This window comes from Pediococcus cellicola, from assembly GCF_001438655.1.
Lineage (GTDB): Bacteria > Bacillota > Bacilli > Lactobacillales > Lactobacillaceae > Pediococcus > Pediococcus cellicola.
Genome location: NZ_JQBR01000001.1, coordinates 162,026 through 181,157, shown reverse-complemented (window position 1 = coordinate 181,157; position 19,132 = coordinate 162,026). Strand labels below are relative to the sequence as shown.

Annotated in this window: 15 protein-coding genes; 4 read left to right on the top strand and 11 right to left on the bottom strand. The window is 38.3% G+C overall.

The genetic code is table 11. The annotated features are described in order from the left end of the window. The first annotated feature begins 141 nt into the window (after nucleotides 1-141). The 3 genes from IV80_RS00850 to IV80_RS00840 all read left to right on the top strand — a co-directional run bounded on the left by IV80_RS00850 (nucleotide 142) and on the right by IV80_RS00840 (nucleotide 4,147). Complete coding sequence (locus IV80_RS00850) at nucleotides 142-1,005, top strand: DegV family protein (protein ID WP_057748134.1); 864 nt, start codon at nucleotides 142-144, stop codon at nucleotides 1,003-1,005. 215 nt (nucleotides 1,006-1,220) lie between these two features. Further along, complete coding sequence (gene rnjA, locus IV80_RS00845; protein WP_057748131.1) at nucleotides 1,221-2,906, top strand: ribonuclease J1; 1,686 nt, start codon at nucleotides 1,221-1,223, stop codon at nucleotides 2,904-2,906. Between the two features lie 176 nt (nucleotides 2,907-3,082). After that, entirely contained in the window at nucleotides 3,083-4,147 is a 1,065-nt protein-coding gene (locus IV80_RS00840; protein ID WP_057748128.1) for a hypothetical protein, read from the top strand. 462 nt (nucleotides 4,148-4,609) lie between these two features. Here the strand turns inward: IV80_RS00840 and msrA are convergent, their stop codons facing one another. The 6 genes from msrA to parE all read right to left on the bottom strand — a co-directional run bounded on the left by msrA (nucleotide 4,610) and on the right by parE (nucleotide 12,306). Beyond that, nucleotides 4,610-5,125 carry a peptide-methionine (S)-S-oxide reductase MsrA gene (gene msrA / locus IV80_RS00835; RefSeq protein WP_057748125.1) on the bottom strand — a complete coding sequence of 172 codons (516 nt, stop codon included), beginning with the start codon at nucleotides 5,123-5,125 and terminating at the stop codon, nucleotides 4,610-4,612. A gap of 15 nt (nucleotides 5,126-5,140) precedes the next feature. Beyond that, nucleotides 5,141-5,569: a peptide-methionine (R)-S-oxide reductase MsrB gene (gene msrB, locus IV80_RS00830; RefSeq protein ID WP_057748122.1), complete on the bottom strand. Its 429-nt coding sequence runs from the start codon at nucleotides 5,567-5,569 to the stop codon at nucleotides 5,141-5,143. Between the two features lie 185 nt (nucleotides 5,570-5,754). After that, nucleotides 5,755-6,681: a manganese-dependent inorganic pyrophosphatase gene (locus IV80_RS00825; protein ID WP_057748119.1), complete on the bottom strand. Its 927-nt coding sequence runs from the start codon at nucleotides 6,679-6,681 to the stop codon at nucleotides 5,755-5,757. A 33-nt stretch (nucleotides 6,682-6,714) separates the two neighbouring features. Continuing rightward, on the bottom strand, nucleotides 6,715-7,680 hold the full coding sequence (locus IV80_RS00820; RefSeq protein WP_057748117.1) for a LysR family transcriptional regulator: 966 nt from the start codon (nucleotides 7,678-7,680) through the stop codon (nucleotides 6,715-6,717). 129 nt (nucleotides 7,681-7,809) lie between these two features. Beyond that, nucleotides 7,810-10,215 (bottom strand): DNA topoisomerase IV subunit A, encoded by a 2,406-nt coding sequence (parC, locus tag IV80_RS00815; RefSeq protein ID WP_057748613.1) that lies wholly within the window; start codon nucleotides 10,213-10,215, stop codon nucleotides 7,810-7,812. Nucleotides 10,216-10,293: 78 nt separating this feature from the next. Continuing rightward, complete coding sequence (gene parE, locus IV80_RS00810; protein ID WP_057748114.1) at nucleotides 10,294-12,306, bottom strand: DNA topoisomerase IV subunit B; 2,013 nt, start codon at nucleotides 12,304-12,306, stop codon at nucleotides 10,294-10,296. 170 nt (nucleotides 12,307-12,476) lie between these two features. Between parE and plsY the strand changes: the two genes are divergently transcribed. After that, the gene (gene plsY / locus IV80_RS00805) at nucleotides 12,477-13,088 is read left to right on the top strand and encodes a glycerol-3-phosphate 1-O-acyltransferase PlsY (protein ID WP_057748111.1); all 612 of its coding nucleotides are present in this window, start codon (nucleotides 12,477-12,479) and stop codon (nucleotides 13,086-13,088) included. 59 nt (nucleotides 13,089-13,147) lie between these two features. Here the strand turns inward: plsY and IV80_RS00800 are convergent, their stop codons facing one another. The 5 genes from IV80_RS00800 to topA all read right to left on the bottom strand — a co-directional run bounded on the left by IV80_RS00800 (nucleotide 13,148) and on the right by topA (nucleotide 19,120). Then, nucleotides 13,148-14,026 (bottom strand): aldose 1-epimerase family protein, encoded by an 879-nt coding sequence (locus tag IV80_RS00800; RefSeq protein WP_057748108.1) that lies wholly within the window; start codon nucleotides 14,024-14,026, stop codon nucleotides 13,148-13,150. A gap of 18 nt (nucleotides 14,027-14,044) precedes the next feature. Next, nucleotides 14,045-15,466, bottom strand: coding sequence for an ATP-dependent protease ATPase subunit HslU (hslU, locus tag IV80_RS00795; RefSeq protein WP_057748106.1), 1,422 nt, complete (start codon nucleotides 15,464-15,466; stop codon nucleotides 14,045-14,047). Between the two features lie 11 nt (nucleotides 15,467-15,477). After that, the gene (hslV, locus tag IV80_RS00790; protein ID WP_057748103.1) at nucleotides 15,478-16,020 is read right to left on the bottom strand and encodes an ATP-dependent protease subunit HslV; all 543 of its coding nucleotides are present in this window, start codon (nucleotides 16,018-16,020) and stop codon (nucleotides 15,478-15,480) included. Between the two features lie 17 nt (nucleotides 16,021-16,037). Further along, complete coding sequence (xerC, locus tag IV80_RS00785; protein WP_057748101.1) at nucleotides 16,038-16,946, bottom strand: tyrosine recombinase XerC; 909 nt, start codon at nucleotides 16,944-16,946, stop codon at nucleotides 16,038-16,040. Between the two features lie 95 nt (nucleotides 16,947-17,041). Continuing rightward, a complete protein-coding gene (topA, locus tag IV80_RS00780) occupies nucleotides 17,042-19,120 on the bottom strand; it encodes a type I DNA topoisomerase (protein ID WP_057748098.1) in 2,079 nt (692 codons plus the stop codon). Between the last annotated feature and the right edge of the window lie 12 nt (nucleotides 19,121-19,132).

Here is a 19,132-nt window from a genome sequence, read left to right as displayed (position 1 = left end):
TTCTTTCTTGAATAAACTGTTAATATCTAGTATACCAGTGTCAAAGGAAAATGTGCTAAACTAAGTACTTGGAAATGATTTTTGAAAATGGCATATTTTGTGCTATTATTGAAATATTAATTTTAAAAAGTTGGTGTATACATGAAAACGGCCATCGTAACGGACAGTACCTGTTACTTAACAACAAGAGAAATCACTGATAATAACTTAACAGTTGTTCCAATTCCAGTTGTGATTGATGGAAAAAGTTATGATGAAGGCATTGATATTACTAGTGAAGAGTTCTATCAAAAATTGCGTACTTCAGGATCTTTTCCAAGTACAACACAGCCGCCTTTAGGCAAAATGATCGAATTATATAAAAATCTGCGTGATCAAGGCTATGAAAATGTCATTAGTATCCATTTAGCAAGTACCATTTCTGGATTTGTCAGCAGTCTAAATTCCATTAAGGACGAAATTGAAGGCTTAAACATCTATGTTTATGATTCTGAAATTACAGTCCGTTTAATGGGCGTACTAGCTTTGGAAGCCGCACGAATGGCTCGTGAAGGGCAAGCGCCACAGGATATTTTGAAGCGCCTAGATCAGTTGCGTGCTACTTTTGGAGAGTATTTCATTGTTGATGATTTACAAAATCTTGTTCGTGGCGGTCGACTATCAAATGCTTCAGCGTTTATTGGTGGATTATTAAAAATAAAACCCATTTTAACGTTTAATGATGCTCATGAAATTGTGGCATTTGAAAAAGTTCGCTCAACAAAGAAAGCGTTGGCAAGGGTAGAAGCACTTTTTGAGCAAAGTAAAGAAAAGGTTAACTATCCTTTACGAGCCATCATCATTCATGCTAATGATGAGCCAGCAGCTTTGAAGTGGCAAGAAAGACTACAAACGAAATATCCTGAATTACCAATTGATATCAGTTATTTTGGACCAGTTATTGGCACACATCTGGGAGAAAAAGCATTGGCATTAGCCTGGCTAGAAGACTATACAAAAATTTGAAATTTATTTCAGAAGACTTGAGGGTTACCTTGAGTCTTTTTTTGTTAGTTTGTTAAAAAGGATTAGTCTTTTGTTGTGAACTGTAAGCGAATGTGATAAGGTTAATTTAATACAATCGGAATGGTGAAATGCGATCACCATGAAAAAATAAGAAGATTACTATAACGCTAGTGGGGTATGTGCACATTAGGGTTTATTAAAAGAAGGAGTTTTTTATGCGTAAATTAAAAGTTAAGAACAACGAGGTGGCTGTTTATGCAGTTGGTGGCCTTGGTGAGATTGGTAAGAATATGTATTGTGTGCAATATCAAGATGAGATTGTCATTATCGATTGTGGGATTAAATTTCCTGAAGATGAACTATTAGGTGTGGATTACATTATTCCGGATTACCAATTCCTGATTGAAAATCAGAAAAAAATTAAAGCACTAGTCATTACTCATGGACATGAAGATCATATTGGGGGAATTCCGTTTTTCCTTCAAAAGCTTAATGTTCCAATTTGGGCAGGACCATTTGCTTCAGAATTAATCAAGGGAAAGCTAAAAGAACATAATTTATTAAGAACAACCGAATTGCATGAATTGCAGGAAGATACGGTCCTTAAGTTCCGAAAGCTTTCGGTATCTTTCTTCAGAACAACCCATTCAATTCCAGACACGCTTGGTATTGCAGTCCATACGCCACAAGGGACTGTTGTGCAAACAGGTGATTTCAAGTTTGATCTAACGCCAGTGGGGGGACTTCCTTCACCAGACTTCCAGAAAATGGCAGCAATTGGTGGCAAAGATTCCTTACTTTTGATGTCTGATAGTACCAATGCGGAACGCCCAACTTTTACTAAATCTGAACGCTTTGTTGAACAAAGTATTAAACGAATTTTTACAGAAATTCAGGGCCGAATTATTTTTGCTACTTTTGCTTCCAATGTTTATCGTGTGCGTGAAGCTTGTGAAGCTGCGCTGGCGCAAGGACGAAAAATTGCTATTTTTGGTCGTAGCATGGAAAATGCAATTGAAGCTGGACAAAAGTTGGGTTACCTTAATATACCAGAAGAGTCTTTAGTTGATGCTCAAGAATTAAAAAACTTACCAGCGAATAAGCTCATGATTCTTTGTACGGGTTCTCAGGGTGAGCCAATGGCAGCCTTGAGTCGTATTGCGAATGGAACGCATCGACAAATTAGTTTACAACCTGATGATACGGTTGTGTTTTCAAGTAACCCAATTCCTGGCAATACCGTCAGCGTAAACCATTTGATCAACAAATTGGATGAAGCTGGCGTGACGGTTATCCATGGTAAGGTTAATAATATTCATACTTCTGGACATGGTGGTCAGGAAGACCAAAAACTAATGTTACGTTTAATTAAGCCCAAGTTCTTTATGCCGTGTCATGGTGAATACAGGATGCAGATGATTCATAAAAAGTTGGCTCAGCAAACCGGCGTGCCAGAAGAAAACTGTTTTATTATGAAAAATGGTGATGTGTTGGCATTAACGAGAGATAGCGCAAGAATTGCCGATCATTTTAGTGCTGGCGATGTGTATCTCAATGATGCAGACATCAATGACAACGTGAGTTCACAAATTTTAAGTGATCGCACAATTTTGGCAAGTGAGGGTGTTGTCACTGCTGTGGCAACGATTAATATTAAGAAACATCGGATTACTGCCGGCCCAGACACAATTTCACGTGGGTTCATCTATATGCGTGAATCAAATGAATTGATTCATGATACAAACAAGGCAGCGTTTCATTCTTTATTGAATACGATGAAAGAAAAAGCACATCCTACAGAAAAAGATTTTAATACCAATATTATCGATGACCTTCAAGAATTTCTATATCAAAAAACTGAGCGAAGTCCAATGATCGTGCCAATGTTGATTTTTGAGTGAGTTTAAGCGCTCCTATTTTGATAGCAATAGTGAATCCTCAAACATGAGCAGTCATTTACTCAAATTTGGGGATTTTGTTTTTACATACTAGTTGTTGGTTCAAAAAAATGGTAAATTAAGAGTAGCGAACAAAGTACTGCATGATTTCAGCATGAGAGATCAAAAGAGATGGGAAGATGATGACAATTAATAATAATAACGATTGGTCGGTTCCGGGAACCCGGATGGGCCGTTTAAAAGAACGAGAGCAACAAAAAGTGGCTGGCAAAAAAAAGAAAAAAGAATCACCAAAAAATTCAAAGGTACCTAGACCTAAGCAGCCAAAAAAGAGTAATGCCAATAAAAAGCATTCCAAAAATTGGTTATGGGTGCTTGGTTTACTGGTCATTATTATTCTAGCTGTGGTTTTCTTTGTGCGGCGTTCAAACAATAATCAAGCACAAGCCAATGCTGAAAAGATTGTGCAAAAAGCCTTTAATTCCGATCGAGACAACATTACAGATGACGCTACTCAGACTCAAATGAGTGCTTTAGCTGCAGATGCTAAAAAGGTCAAAAATAATACCGAAGCCAATCAATATAGTCAATTAGCAAGTTTAGGTAAAAGTGCTATTAATTTTGAACAGGATGTTGCTAATCTAAAAAACGGCAGTAATTATCGAGAAAGTACGACCGGTTCAAAAGTAAGTGCATTATTGCAAGAACTAAAATCATCGTCATTTGAATCTGATTTTTCAGGTTTCTACAATGAATATAATAAAAAATTAAGTGGATTAGAAACTAGGGCCAAAGCAGTATCGAAACTTCATAAACAGACTAATGATTTGTTTGTAAATGGCAAACATGGTACTTTAAAGGCTTCTGTAACCACTTCGAACTTGAATACATTACTAGATAGTTTAAATAAATATTCTAATTTTGATTTAGCAAAGAAAGACTTGGCTCGAGTAGAAAAAGCAGTTAAGACTTACGGGCAATCTCAGACAAGCTCTTCTTCAGAGATGAGTTCAACCGAGTCCTATGGCTATGACAGTAGTAATAATAATCAATATTATGATACATCTAACGGCGGGAACACATATTCTTCATCTAGCTATAGTTCGAGCGCTCGTTCCAATGCTGCGCAGACCCAAAGTAGTTCGTCTAGTTCAGCATCACGGGCACAAACAAATACAAATTCAAGTAGTAGCACAACTTCTTCATCAGCAAGTAGTAAAGCAACAAGTTCTAGTCAGCGCTAGTCAAAATAAGAAAGCTTTTCAGTTCATAGACTTAAACTGAAAGGTTTTTTATTTTAAAGAAATTCGTGAGGACAGAAACGAGGAGTGGGTTTTAGCATGTTAGCAGGTCTAAAGATAAATTTAACTCTAGTTTACATAATATATATTATTCAAAGTAGTTTAAATAAGTGGAATTAATGGTGTTTCAACAAATTTACAAATCTTTCCATTTTTTAGGTTCTGGTTATGCTCGTTTTTATTTGTGGCATCATATAAATTTGCGTTCTAGTATCCTTTAAAAAATTATGTAGTGTCGGTGGTTCAAACATTATTTAATCTTTGTCAGTTAATTTGATTTTTCACAAATATGACACACGAATGCTAGCTTTATTTTATTTATTTTTGATGTTCGGGTTTAATGATCTTGATCTTAATGAAACCAATAAAAAAAGATCGCTTAATTGCGATCTTAGGCCTTATTTCTTAATTCCAGTGCTGCTTTTTGAACTGTTCGCGGCCACCTTGTTCTTCAAGCGCGTAACGAGCGGGATTTTTCTTGTAAAACTGTTGGTGTTCCTCCTCAGCAACATAAAACGGCTTGGCATCTTCAATGGTGGTTACAATTGGATCGTCAAATAGCTCACTTTGCTGAAGTTTTTCTTTTGAGGCTTCAGCAATTTTTCGTTGTTCATCATTCTTTACAAAAATAACTGGACGGTAATTATCACCACGGTCTTGAAACTGGCCCATAGCATCAGTTGGGTCCGTTTGTTGCCAGTATATATCAACTAATTTATCGTACGAAATAATTTCTGGATCATACGTAATTTCAACGGCTTCAGTGTGTCCTGTTGTATATGAGCTAACTTGTTCGTAAGTTGGGTTAGCTACGTGACCGCCGGTATATCCGGACAAAACCTTTTTAATACCTGGTTGTTCTTCGAATGGTTGAACCATGCACCAGAAACAACCACCAGCAAATACTGCTTTTTCTTCCATATTTTGCACAACTCCTTATTCAAACAATTTTTGATAAGCTTTGTAGCCTTCGTCTGCTAGGTCACTAACGGGAACGAAGCGAAGTGCGGCTGAATTGATGCAAAATCGTTTACCACCGGCTTCGGTTGGTCCATCATCAAAAACATGACCTAAGTGAGAATTGGCGTTTTTACTACGAACTTCGTCACGTACCATACCAAATGAGGTGTCGGTCTCTGATTTAATGACCTCTTTGTCAATTGGCTTGGTAAATGATGGCCAACCACAACCTGCGTCATATTTATCACGTGAACTAAATAAGGGTTCGCCGCTCACAATATCAACGTAGATGCCATCTTCATAAAAATCGTCGTATTGACCACTAAATGGTGCTTCTGTGGCGGCGTGTTGCGTCACTTCGTAAGCTTCCTTAGATAAACGGTGCTTTAGGTCTTTTTCACTCATTGTCGAAACCTCCGTAGATTTATTTTGACGCAATAAGTACTATATAATAGTTAGTCCATTTTAACAATTAATTTGCTTTATAAAAGTCAGCATTTATATTTAACGGGGTTATATATTTTAAAGGTAAATCAAAAACCAATCGCTTGCTGTAAGCCATAACGATTGGTTTTTAATTTAAAACGATTTTAATCGAACATTTTAGTTAATGGTGGGACAACTTGTTTTTTACGTGAAACAACACCAGGCAAAGCCATGCGGTTATCATTAAGCTTACCGTTAAAGGCTTTTTCAACAGTCTGTGTCCCCTCACCCAGTGCTAATAACTCAGAATCACTGGTTAAGACATTAGTTGCAAGTAATAGAAACAGATCATACGATTTTGTTTTCATAAGATCTTTCATTGTTTGTTCAAGTTCGTCCTGACGCTTGAAAACATCGTTTAGATCTACTGCGTTGACTTGACCAATTCGAACGGTTTTACCGCCCATTTCGAATGATTTAGCATCACCCTCCAGAATATCAGTCGCACTGCGCTCATTAACGTCACTACCAGCCTTGAGCATTTCAATCCCGTAAGCTTCGTAATCATCAATTCCAGCAAGTTTTGCAAGTTCAGGAACTGCCTTACGTTCATCGTCAGTAGTTGTTGGTGACTTCAGAAGCAAGGTATCAGAAATAATAGATGACAACATCAACCCGGCAATATTGCTTGGGATTTCAACTTTATTTTCCAAATACATTTTGTAGATAATAGTACTGCAGCAGCCGATTGGTTCTGCGCGGTAGAAAAGTGGTTGTGCAGAAGTAAAATTAATTTTATGGTGATCAATAACACTGGTAACCGTCACATCAGCAATGTCATCGACACTTTGAATGGCCTCATTATGGTCAACCAAGACAACCGAGTCTACTTCTGGTTTTGCCTTAGTAATGACACGTGGTGCTTTGACAGTAAAGCGGTCTAAAACGAAATTTGTTTCATTGTTCGTTTTTCCTAACGCAACTGCTTCAACTTCGTCACCCAATTTATTTGCTAAATACGCATATTCAATGGCACAACTGATGGCGTCTGTATCTGGATTTTTGTGGCCAAAAACTAATTCTTTACTCATGTTTACAAGAACTCCTTATTTAAAAATTATCGTTTAATTTTGGTTACCAATTACTTTTCGTAGTCGCTCTGTATAGCTTTCTTCATTTAAATAGTCATCAAAAGCACTTAAGAACGTGTTAATTCGTGGAATTTCATCTTTGTCTTTACGGAAGACGAAACTTAAATCAAAATTGATGGCTGGATCAAAACGTGCCATCCAAGTTTGATCAGATCCTGGATGTGAAATCACATAGGAAGCTGGTAAAGCAGTATTGACCATAGCTGTTTCTGCAAAACGGCGAATCTGATCAGGGGTTGTGAAGCGTGCAACACTTCTAGGCACATCGACTAATTGATTTTTGTATGCTTCACGTAAAACACCATCTAAATAATAACCTTCAGGATATGTGACCCAATTAGCGTTTAAGGTATCCTTTAGTTTAATCTTTCTTTGCTTAGATAGTTTTTGATCATGGTGAATGAACAATAGATCTTCGTTTAAAATCTTACGTGATTCGTAGGGTTTCCAATTTTTGATACTATCATCAGGTAAATACATAATCGCTAAATCAATACGATTGTTCTCAAGACGTTCCCAGATTTCTTTACGAGTTAAGGTGTGCAACGTGATTTTGATTTCGGGTTGTTGTTTATAGTACTTAGTAATAAAGTCTTCAAATACACGTGATTCAATTGAAGCTAACATGCCAATATTAATTTCGCCCTGAGTTGCCGAGGTTGATTGCTGAATCTCATCGGTTGCTTGGTTTAAAACTTCATTAATATTGTGTGTAGCTTTCAGCATAGTATAGCCCGCATCCGATAGTCGAAGCTTTTTACCTACTGAGTAAAATAATGGTGCACCGACCGTATGTTCAAGTTTCTTAATTTGTTGCGTTAACGCCGGCTGGGTAATCCCGAGAATCTGAGCGGCTTGTGTGTAGTTCATAGTATCAGCAAGCTGGAGGAAGTAAGTTAACGTTTTAGATGAAAAGATTGCTTCTTGTTTTGATTTCATACCGTATCTCCTTTTAGTTTTAATCATTATAATTCAATTTCAATAATAACTATAACTATTCTAATGGTTAACGTCATGCAATGCAAGAATCTTTATTCTAAAAGACGTAAGTTAAACTTAAATTAATTTTTAATGTTCAGGTGAAGTAGCTACAACAGGAGCTGGCTTTACAACCATCGACTCTGGTTGGCCTTCACTATCCACATCAATAACAAACGAACCGTTTGAGTAACGACCACTTAATGGATGCTCATCAGCGACAATGTCGTGTAATAATTCTCGACTTGTACGAATTTCTAAAACGGCGTTTGGAACTAATTCAGTAAAATCAACGACTCTATGCGGATTGTTTTTAAGTTCTCTAAGGACCAAAATACCGCGTCGAGCTCGGCTTGTCACAGGAATGTCTGCAACTGCCATCCGTTTAAACGCTCCTCTTTGTGTGATTAATCCTACTTCGGAACTATCATTAACAAGTTGTATATTCGCAATTTGATCATCACGTAAATCCATCGATTTCACACCAGCCGTTCGTGCGCCAATCGTAGGAATTTCGGCAAGATCGTATCTTAGCCCATAATCATGCTCTGAAACGAGCATCACAGTTTTTTTAACAGGTTGTGCGAGATAAAAAATATTAACGACGATTGAGTCTTGATTTTTGAGTTTTATATAAACGGCTGCGTGTTTCTTATAATTACGACCAGGTGTTAAATTAGCAAAACTGGTTTTCTTAATAAAACCATCATTGGTTGCAATTAAAAATTCGCCACTTTCATCCAACGTGTGGAAAGAAAATGTCTTAATAATGCGCTCATCATCACCCAAACCAATCGTTTGTGAGATGTGTTCACCTGTGTCTTTCCAACGTGAATCTGTGAGTTCATGGACAGGTCTTGAAATTAGGTTTCCCTTATTAGTAAACATCATCAGATGGTCTAGCGTGCTGAGTTGTTTCAAGAAGATAGGATAATCTTCATCTTTAAGACCGTTGTCATCACCGGATGCATTGTATGAACGAAGTGAACTACGCTTTAGATAGCCATCATGGCTGACAAGAACCATAACCTGTTCTTCCGGGACAACTACTTTTCGATCAATCTTGATTTCTTCGATTTCGTCTTGAATTTCGGTTAAACGAGGTGTGCCATATGTTTTCTTGACATGCACTAGTTCTGTGTGAAGCACTTGTGCCAAAGCAGCCTCACTATTTAAAATTTCTTTGTAACTCGCAATTTGATTATCTAATTCAGCGGATTCAGCTTCCAAAGCTGTGACGTCAGTATTGGTTAATCGATAAAGTTGTAATGACACAATGGCTTCTGCTTGCTCGTTTGTAAAAGCAAATTGTTGAACCAGATTATTTTTGGCATCTTTTTTATCTTTACTACCTCTAATAGTGGCAATGACTTGATCTAAAATAGAAAGAGCTTTGATCAATCCTTTAACGATATGCTGGCGTTTTTCTGCCTTTTTCAAGCTAAAGCGTGTTCGTTTAGTAATAATTTCTTTTTGAAAAGTTAAATAGGCCTGTAAAAACGCTTTAAGACCCAATCGTTCGGGACGCTTATGGTTAATAGCAACCATATTAAAATTATACGAAATTTGTAAATCGGTATTTTTGAAAAGGTAATTTAAAATACCAGTTGCATCAGCATCACGTTTTAACTCGATCGCAATAGAAAGACCTTGGCGATCTGACTCATCTCGTACCTCAACAATGCCGTCAACTTTTTTCAGAATACGTATTTCATCAATTTTTTTGACTAACTGTGCTTTATTGACTTCATAAGGAATTTCAGTGATTTCAATTTGTGATTTACCACCACGCAATGGCAATATTTTAGTTCTGGATCGTACGACAATCTTGCCACGGCCTGTTTGGTAAGCTTTTTTGATTCCATCCAGTCCTTGGATAATACCTGCAGTTGGAAAATCTGGACCTTTTACAAAAGTCATCAGTTTTTCTAAGTCAGCGTTGGGATGCTTAAGTAGGTATAGTAAGGCATCAATGACTTCATTAAGGTTATGTGGTGGAATATCAGTGGCATATCCTGCTGATATTCCCGTAGCACCGTTTACTAATAAATTAGGAAAACGACTGGGTAAAACAGTTGGTTCGTATTCTGTATCATCGAAATTTAAAACAAAATCCACGGTTTCTTTATCAATGTCTTTTAGCATTTCGCTAGATATCTTGCTTAACCGGGCTTCTGTATAACGCATGGCGGCTGGCGGATCGTTATCGATAGAACCGTTATTGCCGTGCATTTCAATTAAGGGTGCTCGCAATTTCCAATCCTGACTCATACGGACTAATGCTTCATAAATGGAGCTGTCACCATGGGGATGAAAATTACCCATAACATTTCCGACTGATTTGGCAGACTTACGAAAGCCTTTGTCGTAGGTGTTACCGTCCTGGTTCATGGCATATAAAATACGACGTTGGACCGGTTTCAATCCGTCACGGACGTCTGGCAAAGCACGTTCTTGAATAATGTATTTAGAGTAACGACCAAAACGATCACCCATGACGTCTTCCAAAGTTAGTTCTTGTATTTTTGGTGTATATTCTTTTTTTGAATTAGCCAATTAAGGTTCCTCCCCTCATTATTTTTGGTCTTGATTGTCATCTATTTCTTCGAATTCATCTTCATGAGCGACGTTTACAGCTTCGTTGTCCAAGATACTGCCCTCTTCTTCAAGAGAAAACTCAACATTATCTTCGATCCAGTTTCTTCGTGGTTCCACTTTATCGCCCATTAAGGTGGTAACTCGTCGCTCTGCTAGAGCAGCATCATCAATCCGAACTCTAACTAAAGTACGTGTTTCTGGATTCATAGTGGTTTCCCATAACTGGTCTGCGTTCATTTCGCCAAGTCCTTTGTATCTCTGCAAAGCAAATCCGCGACCCATTTCTTTGGAAGCTTTTTCGAGTTCTTCATCGGTCCAAGCATAAACGGTTTTTAGTTTTTTACCATTTTTCTTTTGCAATCTGTATAGTGGTGGTAAAGCGATGTAAATATGGCCATGATCAATCATTGGACGCATGTACTTATAGAAGAATGTTAATAACAAGATTTGAATATGGGCACCGTCGGTATCTGCATCGGTCATAATGATAATTTTATCGTAATTCCGATCTTCAATATTGAATTCGGCTCCCACTCCAGCACCAATGGTATAAATCATGGTACTGATTTCTTCATTTTTCATCACATCAGGCAACTTGGCTTTTTCGGTATTGAGTACCTTACCTCGTAGTGGTAGGATAGCTTGAAATTTGCGATCTCTGCCTTGTTTAGCACTTCCACCAGCGGAATCCCCCTCAACCAAGAAAAGCTCATTATGGGCCGCGTTTTTAGATTGTGCAGGGGTCAACTTCCCTGAAAGGAGACGATCTGTTTTTTTTCTCTTCTTACCCGTTCGGCTTGCGTCACGAGCTTTTCGTGCAGCTTCCCTTGCTTCTCTTGCTTTTAGTGCTTTACGTACAAGCATTTGAGCAAATTCACCATTTTCCATTAAGTAGAAAAGCAATTGCTCGTTCACAACGTTGTCGACAATGGTTCGTGCTTCTGGTGTTCCAAGTTTTTCTTTAGTTTGTCCTTCAAATTCGAGAATTTTTTCTGGAATTCTTAGAGAAATAACCGCGGATAATCCTTCACGAACATCGCTACCTTCAAGATTTTTATCTTTTTCTTTTAAAAGTCCCACTTTACGAGCATATTCGTTAAAAGCTTTGGTCCATCCTGAGCGCATGCCGACTTCATGTGTCCCGCCATCTTTGGTGCGGACATTATTTACAAAGGATAGGATATTTTCTGAATAGCCGTCATTGTATTGACCAGCAATCTCGACTTCAACACCATCTTTTGAGCCATCAAAATAAAGAATGTCACCAAGAGTGTCTTTGTCTTCATTCAAATAACTGACGAATTCTTTAATACCTTCTTCGTAAAGAAAGACCTGAGACTGTTCCTGATTTTCACGTTCATCTGTTAAAGTGATTTTAACACCCTTTAATAAAAAGGCAGATTCCCGTAATCTTTCGGCCAATGTATTAAAATTAAAGACAGTGGTGGTGAAAATTTTTCGATCTGGTTTAAATGTGACAGTCGTCCCATTGGTTTGCTTTGTTTTACCAATTTTTTTAAGAGTGCCAACTGGATGACCGCCGTTTTTGAATTCTTCGCGGTATTTTTTACCTTCTCGTACAATTTCAACCGTCAAATATTCGGACAAAGCATTCACAACGCTAGCGCCAACACCGTGTAAACCACCTGATGTTTTGTAGCCGCCTTGTCCAAACTTACCGCCTGCATGTAAAACTGTAAAAATAACCTCAACGGTTGGGATACCAGACGCATGCATGCCAACTGGCATTCCTCGACCATGATCGGTTACAGTCAAACTGTTATCCGGGTGAATGGTAACGTTAATTTCTTTTCCAAACCCCGCAAGTGCCTCATCTACGGCGTTATCGACGATTTCATAAACAAGATGATGTAGTCCTCTTGAATCTGTAGAGCCGATATACATCCCGGGGCGCTTTCGCACAGCTTCTAGGCCGTGTAAAACTTGAATTGAGGAATCATTATACTCTGCTGAACTGCGTTTACTCATTTCAAATACCCTTTCTACTTATATACTTCATGCGTTTCTATCATATCTAATTTAGGCGAATCTGAAAATACCATCTTACTTAATATAACATACGTCAAAACAAACGTTGGAATTGAATTTTAAACATGCTAAAATTACAAGTGATTCTCAAGTGAAAAGAGGGCAAACCTTTGTTAAAAATTATTGCAATGCTAGTTATTGCGTATCTGTTAGGATCGATCCCTTCAGGCGTCATGATTGGCAAAAAATTCTTCAATGTTGATATCCGCCTGTCAGGAAGTGGCAATATTGGCACCACGAATACTTTTCGCGTTCTCGGACCTAAAGCGGGTACTGTTGTTTTACTCATGGATATTTTAAAGGGCACCTTGGCGGCAAGCCAACCTTACATATTTAATACGCCTAATGTTAACCCGTTATTAATTGGTCTTGCTGCGATTGTAGGACACACTTTTTCTATTTTTGATCATTTCAAAGGTGGTAAAGCGGTTGCGACTAGTGCCGGTATTTTATTGGCATATAATCCCTCATTTTTTGTAATTGCCTGTTTCGTATTTGCCAGTCTGGTTTATCTAACGAGTATGGTAAGTGTGGCTAGCATGTCGGCAATGGTAATTATTAGTGTGTGGTCATTAGCTTACCATGACTTCATTTTGACACTTGTGGCGTTAGTGTTAACGATTTTTATATTTTACCGACACCGGGAAAATATTAAGAGACTTAGGAATGGTACGGAGAACCTTATCCCATTTGGATATTGGTATCATCATAAAAATAAATGAGAAGTGATCAACAAGAAAGAGGCTGTCATAATGTGACAACCTCTTTTCTTTTGACTCATTTAAAAGAAAGAAATTTCAAAACTTTGAGAAGCTTCACTTTGTGGTTCCAAATTAACAATGCCCATCTTTTCTTCTAGTTTTCCCGAACTATTTACATTGTCAGCAATTCCCCACCAAGGTTCGATACAAACAAAGTCCCCCTTGGTAGGATAAGGTGACCACACGCCCACATAAGGCGCATTTTCAATTGTTAAGGCAACCCCATGATCATTCTTTTGATTGTCTAACATTAATGTAGTTTCTTGATTGTGTAATTCAAGAATAATAGCATCGTCCTTAAATGCCTCATGATTAAGTGGTAATGATTTGCTGAAGTCCACAGAAAACGCATTGTCGGCATCGTTTAAAGGCGCCTTTAGTGGTATTTGCTGGTAAGTTTTCTTTGGCGCTACGCTTAATCTAACATCCTCAAAAACCTGTCCTGCACCAAGATTTGTGTTAAATCCAGGGTGGCCGCCGATTGAGAATAATAACGGATTTTCAGCATCTGGGTTGTAAACACGATAAGTTTCATGTAATTCGTGGTCTTTTAAATCGAAACTAATGACTAATTCAAACTCAAATGGATATAATTTATGGCTCTTATCGCTATCCGTTAATTTAAGTGTGGCGTGTGTTTCATTAGCATCCACAACTTCAAACTTTGAATCACGGGCAAAACCGTGTTGGTGCATCTCATAAGTGGTCCCCTGATACTCATAATGATCGTCCTTGAGTCGACCAACGATTGGAAACAGGACGGGTGCATGTCTGCCCCAAACCTGCTTATCGGCACGCCAAATGTACTCAAGATCATTATCTAAGGAGCGAACGCTAGTGAGCTCAGCCCCTAATTCATTAATCACAACTTGTAAAAACTCATTTTTTAATGTAACCATTAATCAAACCCCGTTTATTTATAGAATATACTGACTAAGATCTTTGTCACCAGCAATGTCACCAATTTTTTCCTCAACATAGTGCTCGGTAATCGTAATTTCTCCCATTTCCATATCCGCACCTTCATATAGAATATCCTCGAGAAGTTTTTCAAGAATTGTATGCAGACGACGTGCACCAATGTTTTCAGTTTCATGGTTCACTTTGAAAGCAATTTCGGCAATTTTATTGATAGCTTCAATTGTAAAAGTTAATTTGATATTGTCTGTGCCAACTAAGGCGATGTACTGTTTAACTAATGCGTTATTAGGTTCAGTCAAAATTTTCACAAAGTCTTCTTTAGACAGGTCGTTAAGTTCCACGCGAATTGGAAAACGTCCTTGTAATTCCGCAATTAAATCGCTTGGCTTAGAGTCGTGGAAGGCACCAGACGCGATAAAAAGAATGTGGTCTGTATTTATGGGCCCGTACTTGGTGTTAATTTGTGAGCCCTCGACAATAGGTAAAATGTCGCGTTGCACACCTTCACGGGACACTTCTCCTGAATTTTGTTTTGATTTCGCAATAATTTTATCGATTTCATCGATAAATACGATCCCTGTATTTTCAGCTCTCTTGATGGCATCATGATACAGATCTCCTGAATTAACCAATTTTTCGGACTCTTCACGAATTAGAATTTCACGCGCTTCGGAAACGGGAACCGTTCTTTGAATTCGTTTCTTAGGCATCATCTGACTTAATGATTCACTAAGGTCGATACCCATTTGTCCCATCATACTATTCATACCAGTATTTTGCTGTGGATCTTCCATTGAGATGGTGACTTCACTATTCTCTAATTGGCCCCTTTTAAGTTGTTCAGCTACTGATAGGCGCTGATCACGAACCTCGTCACTTACCTCCTCGTTGACGTTGTTAGTGACATCAGGATTTTCTCCTTGTTGCATCTTTTCCACCATTGACATTAGGTTTTGAAAATCTATCCCGTTTTGTTTTTGGGTTGTTTCTTTCTTTGTAGCAGGCACTAACAGTTTCACTAGTCGATTGTCAGCTCTTTTTACTGCTTCAGCACGAACATCTTTAAATTGGCTCTTTTTTTCCATTTGAACAGAAACATTGACCAAATCACGAATCATTGACTCCACATCACGGCCAACGTATCCTACTTCAGTAAATTTTGAAGCCTCAACTTTAACAAATGGTGCATCAACCACTTTTGCTAGCCGGCGAGCAATTTCAGTTTTTCCGACACCTGTTGGTCCGATCATCAAAAGATTTTTGGGTGTGATATCATTTTGCATACCTACAGGTAATTGTAGCCGACGGTAACGGTTACGCAAAGCGATCGAAACAGCTTTTTTAGCTGCATTTTGACCAATGACGTATTCGTCAAGTTCACGAACAATTTGTTTTGGTGTTTTATCAATTTCGGCCATTTCAATTCCTCCTAAAACGATTCAGAAATAACATGGTGATTTGTAAAAATATCAATATCGCCAGCAACGTTGATGGCAGTTTCGGCAATTTCCTTTGCTGAAAGTTGTTGGGCATGTTTTTTGAGTGCTTTGGCAGCAGCAAGGGCAAAATTACCCCCAGATCCGATAGCTAGGATTCCCTCGTCAGGTTCAATAACTTCACCGCTTCCCGAAACGAGGTACATCTCATTTTTATTCATGACAATCAACATGGCTTCTAATTTTTGGAGATTTTGGTCACTCCGCCAAGCTTGTGCTAACTCAACCGACGCTCTTTGAAGATTTCCAGAATACTCGGACAACTTCTTTTCAAATTTATCTTCCAAATTAAATGCGTCCGCAACACTACCAGCGAAGCCAACAACGACTTGATCATTGAAAATACGCCGAATTTTTTTGGCAGTGCCTTTCATAATATATTTTTCACCCATTGTCACCTGACCGTCGCCAGCCATGGCGTTTGTGCCGTTATTATGGACGGCAATAATGGTAGTTGCTTCAAATTTTACTGTCATAAAATTTCTTCCCTTCGTTATTCGTGAGTGGCACGCGGAAAAAATTTACGGTAATTGCTCTGTAAGTTTTCTGGTGTCACATGTGTATATATTTGTGTGGTCGACAAACTACTGTGACCAAGTAACTCTTGAACTGTTCGTAGATCCGCACCATTGTTTAAAAGTTGTGTGGCAAATGTATGTCGCAACATATGGGGATGAATATGACTAGTTAGACTACTTTTGGCAATAATCTGATTTAGAACATATTCGATTCCTGTCGCTGTAATAGGATCTCCATAATGGTTTACAAACACATAGTCATGCTTCTTATGATATTTGGACATGAGTGGCTTTTCACAGGAGGCTTGATAGATTCGTAAGGCGTTATCACAGTATTGCCCAAAAGGGACGTACCGTTCTTTATCACCTTTCCCACGAATCAACATCATTCTTAAACTAAAATCGACGTTAGCCCACTTTAGACTTGCACATTCGCTAACTCGAATTCCAGTGCCATAGAGAACTTCAAGTAGCGCTGTATCTCTTGGAGCTAGGGCTGAATCAGAATTTGCGGCTTCAAAAAGAGCATTCATTTCTTTTTGATAGAAGAAACGTGGAAGCTGATTTTGGTGTTTTTTTAGTTTGATACTTTTGAATGGATTACTAGTCACCAGGTCATTTTTAGCTAAAAAGTTGTAAAAGGAACGTAATGAAGATAATTTCCTGGACACCGTTGTACGGCTATAGTTTTGATCAAATAAATGGGTCATAAACACACTTACATCTAAGTGATCAATTTCTTTGAACGGTTTTTCGCCACCATTTTGTGCCAAAAACGTGCAAAACTCTTCCAAGTCACTACGATATGCCTTCACGGTCTGATCAGAATATTGGCGTTCCACTTGCAAATATTCTAAAAATAACTTGATTTTATTTTGTTCCATAACAAAACCTCCGTACACTTGCCACTTTAGCAAAGTACGGAGGAAAACTCAATAACAACTCTCATTTAATGTTGTATGATGAGCTTGAAATTTGATTATTTTTGAACGGGTTCTTCATAATCGCCATTTGGACAAACGACTTGTTTTCCCCCACCTTTTACTTTCTTTTCGACCAGGAAGTGACCATCTTTGGGGCAATCACGACCAACTGGCTTATCCCAAGAAACAAAATCACAATCTGGATAACGTGAACAACCGTAAAAAAGGCGTCCTCGTTTCGATTTGCGTTCAATAATTTGTCCTTTGTGACATTTTGGACAGATGACACCGATCTCTTTTACGATTGCTTTTGTGTTTCGACAATCTGGGAATCGAGAACAAGCAAAAAATTTGCCATATCGTCCCATTTTTACAACCATTGGTGAGCCACAAACGTCACAATCAAAGCCTGCTGGTTCATCTTTAATTTGTACGGACTCCATATTCTCTTCAGCATGTGCAACTTCTTTAGAGAAAGGTTTATAGAATTCGTCTACAACTTGAACCCAGTTTTCTTTTCCTTCTTCGATACCATCTAGTTCGCTTTCAAGGTCCGCAGTAAATGTAATATTGACAATATCAGGGAAAAATTCGACGATAATTTCGTTAACAATTTCACCTAACTCTGTGGGTTCGAATCGGCGGGAAACCAGTTTAACATAATAACGACGCTGAATCGTATCTAGAGTGGGCGCGTACGTAGATGGTCGTCCAACGCCATTTTCTTCTAAGGCCTTAATTAAGTTTGCTTCACTGTAACGAGCCGGGGGCTGAGTAAAATGTTGAGCAGGATTTGTCTTAGTTAATTTAACTTCGTCGCCTTCAGCTAAATCAGGCAAGATATTATCTTTATCAGTTGCGTTTTTATATATTGTGGTAAATCCAGCAAATTTTGTCTTAGAACCATTTGCACGGAAATTAACCTGATTCTGTTCGATAGAAACGGCCATAGTATCCATGACCTCAGGTGTCATTTGACTAGCTACAAAACGAGACCAAATTAAACTATACAAACGGTACTGATCTTTGGTTAAGTAGTCTTTTAATTCTTCAGGTGTTCGTCTCACTGATGAAGGGCGAATAGCTTCATGGGCGTCTTGTGCGCCCTCTGGCATTTTACCTTTTCGTGGTTTGGTAGCCGCGTACTCGGCACCATATTTTTCATGAATCAAAACAGAAGCTTCGTGCTTTGCAATTGAAGAAATTCGAGTGGAATCAGTTCGCATATACGTAATTAAACCCACAGTACCTTCTTTACCGATATTAATTCCTTCATATAATTGCTGAGCCGCCATCATCGTTTTTCGAGTTCGAAAGTTCAAACGACGATTAGCTTCTTGTTGCATTGAAGAAGTCGTAAAGGGTGGTGCTGGGAAACGCTTACGTTCCTTTTTTACGACTTTAGTGACATTGAATGCTTTTTTCTTATCAATTTTTTGAAGAATAGCTTGAACGGCATCATTATTAGGCAAAGCTAGTTTTTTATTGTTTTCACCATAGAAATTAGCTTGGAATTTCTGACGCCCCTTTTGAAATTCACTTTCAATTGTCCAATATTCTTCTGGTTTGAATGCTTTGATTTCATTTTCGCGTTGGATAATAAGATTTAGCGCAATGGATTGTACACGTCCAGCACTAAGCCCTTTTTTTACTTTCTTCCAAAGTAAAGGACTAATCGAATACCCCACGAGCCGATCTAAAACGCGTCGAGCTTGCTGAGCATCAACTAAGCTCATATCAATGGATCGAGGTTCTTTAAAGGCGTTCTTAACAGCATCTTTGGTGATTTCGTTAAAGACTACTCGATTTTTGTCTTTAGTGTCTAATCCCAGTAAATAAGACAAATGCCAAGCAATAGCCTCGCCTTCACGGTCCGGGTCAGATGCTAGATAAACTTTTTTTGCCTTCTTTGCTTCTGAGCGTAAATTTTTAATCACATCGCCCTTACCTCGAATAGAAATGTAGTGAGGCTCAAAATCATGGTCAACATCAACGCCCATCTTACTTTTTGGTAAATCTCGAATATGGCCTAAACTTGCAATAACCTTGTAAGTTCGGCCAAGGTATTTTTCAATCGTCTTTGCTTTAGATGGTGATTCCACAATGACGAGTTTCTTTTTGGTTTTCGTAGCCATACCCAACTCCTA

Bases quoted from the DNA above. Each gene is read 5' to 3' on its own strand.
- IV80_RS00850 (WP_057748134.1), top strand. From the start codon at position 142: ATGAAAACGGCCATCGTAACGGACAGTACCTGTTACTTAACAACAAGA.
- rnjA (WP_057748131.1), top strand. From the start codon at position 1,221: ATGCGTAAATTAAAAGTTAAGAACAACGAGGTGGCTGTTTATGCAGTT.
- IV80_RS00840 (WP_057748128.1), top strand. From the start codon at position 3,083: ATGATGACAATTAATAATAATAACGATTGGTCGGTTCCGGGAACCCGG.
- msrA (WP_057748125.1), bottom strand. From the start codon at position 5,125: ATGGAAGAAAAAGCAGTATTTGCTGGTGGTTGTTTCTGGTGCATGGTT.
- msrB (WP_057748122.1), bottom strand. From the start codon at position 5,569: ATGAGTGAAAAAGACCTAAAGCACCGTTTATCTAAGGAAGCTTACGAA.
- IV80_RS00825 (WP_057748119.1), bottom strand. From the start codon at position 6,681: ATGAGTAAAGAATTAGTTTTTGGCCACAAAAATCCAGATACAGACGCC.
- IV80_RS00820 (WP_057748117.1), bottom strand. From the start codon at position 7,680: ATGAAATCAAAACAAGAAGCAATCTTTTCATCTAAAACGTTAACTTAC.
- parC (WP_057748613.1), bottom strand. From the start codon at position 10,215: ATGGGTGATCGTTTTGGTCGTTACTCTAAATACATTATTCAAGAACGT.
- parE (WP_057748114.1), bottom strand. From the start codon at position 12,306: ATGAGTAAACGCAGTTCAGCAGAGTATAATGATTCCTCAATTCAAGTT.
- IV80_RS00800 (WP_057748108.1), bottom strand. From the start codon at position 14,026: ATGGTTACATTAAAAAATGAGTTTTTACAAGTTGTGATTAATGAATTA.
- hslU (WP_057748106.1), bottom strand. From the start codon at position 15,466: ATGGCCGAAATTGATAAAACACCAAAACAAATTGTTCGTGAACTTGAC.
- hslV (WP_057748103.1), bottom strand. From the start codon at position 16,020: ATGACAGTAAAATTTGAAGCAACTACCATTATTGCCGTCCATAATAAC.
- xerC (WP_057748101.1), bottom strand. From the start codon at position 16,946: ATGGAACAAAATAAAATCAAGTTATTTTTAGAATATTTGCAAGTGGAA.
- topA (WP_057748098.1), bottom strand. From the start codon at position 19,120: ATGGCTACGAAAACCAAAAAGAAACTCGTCATTGTGGAATCACCATCT.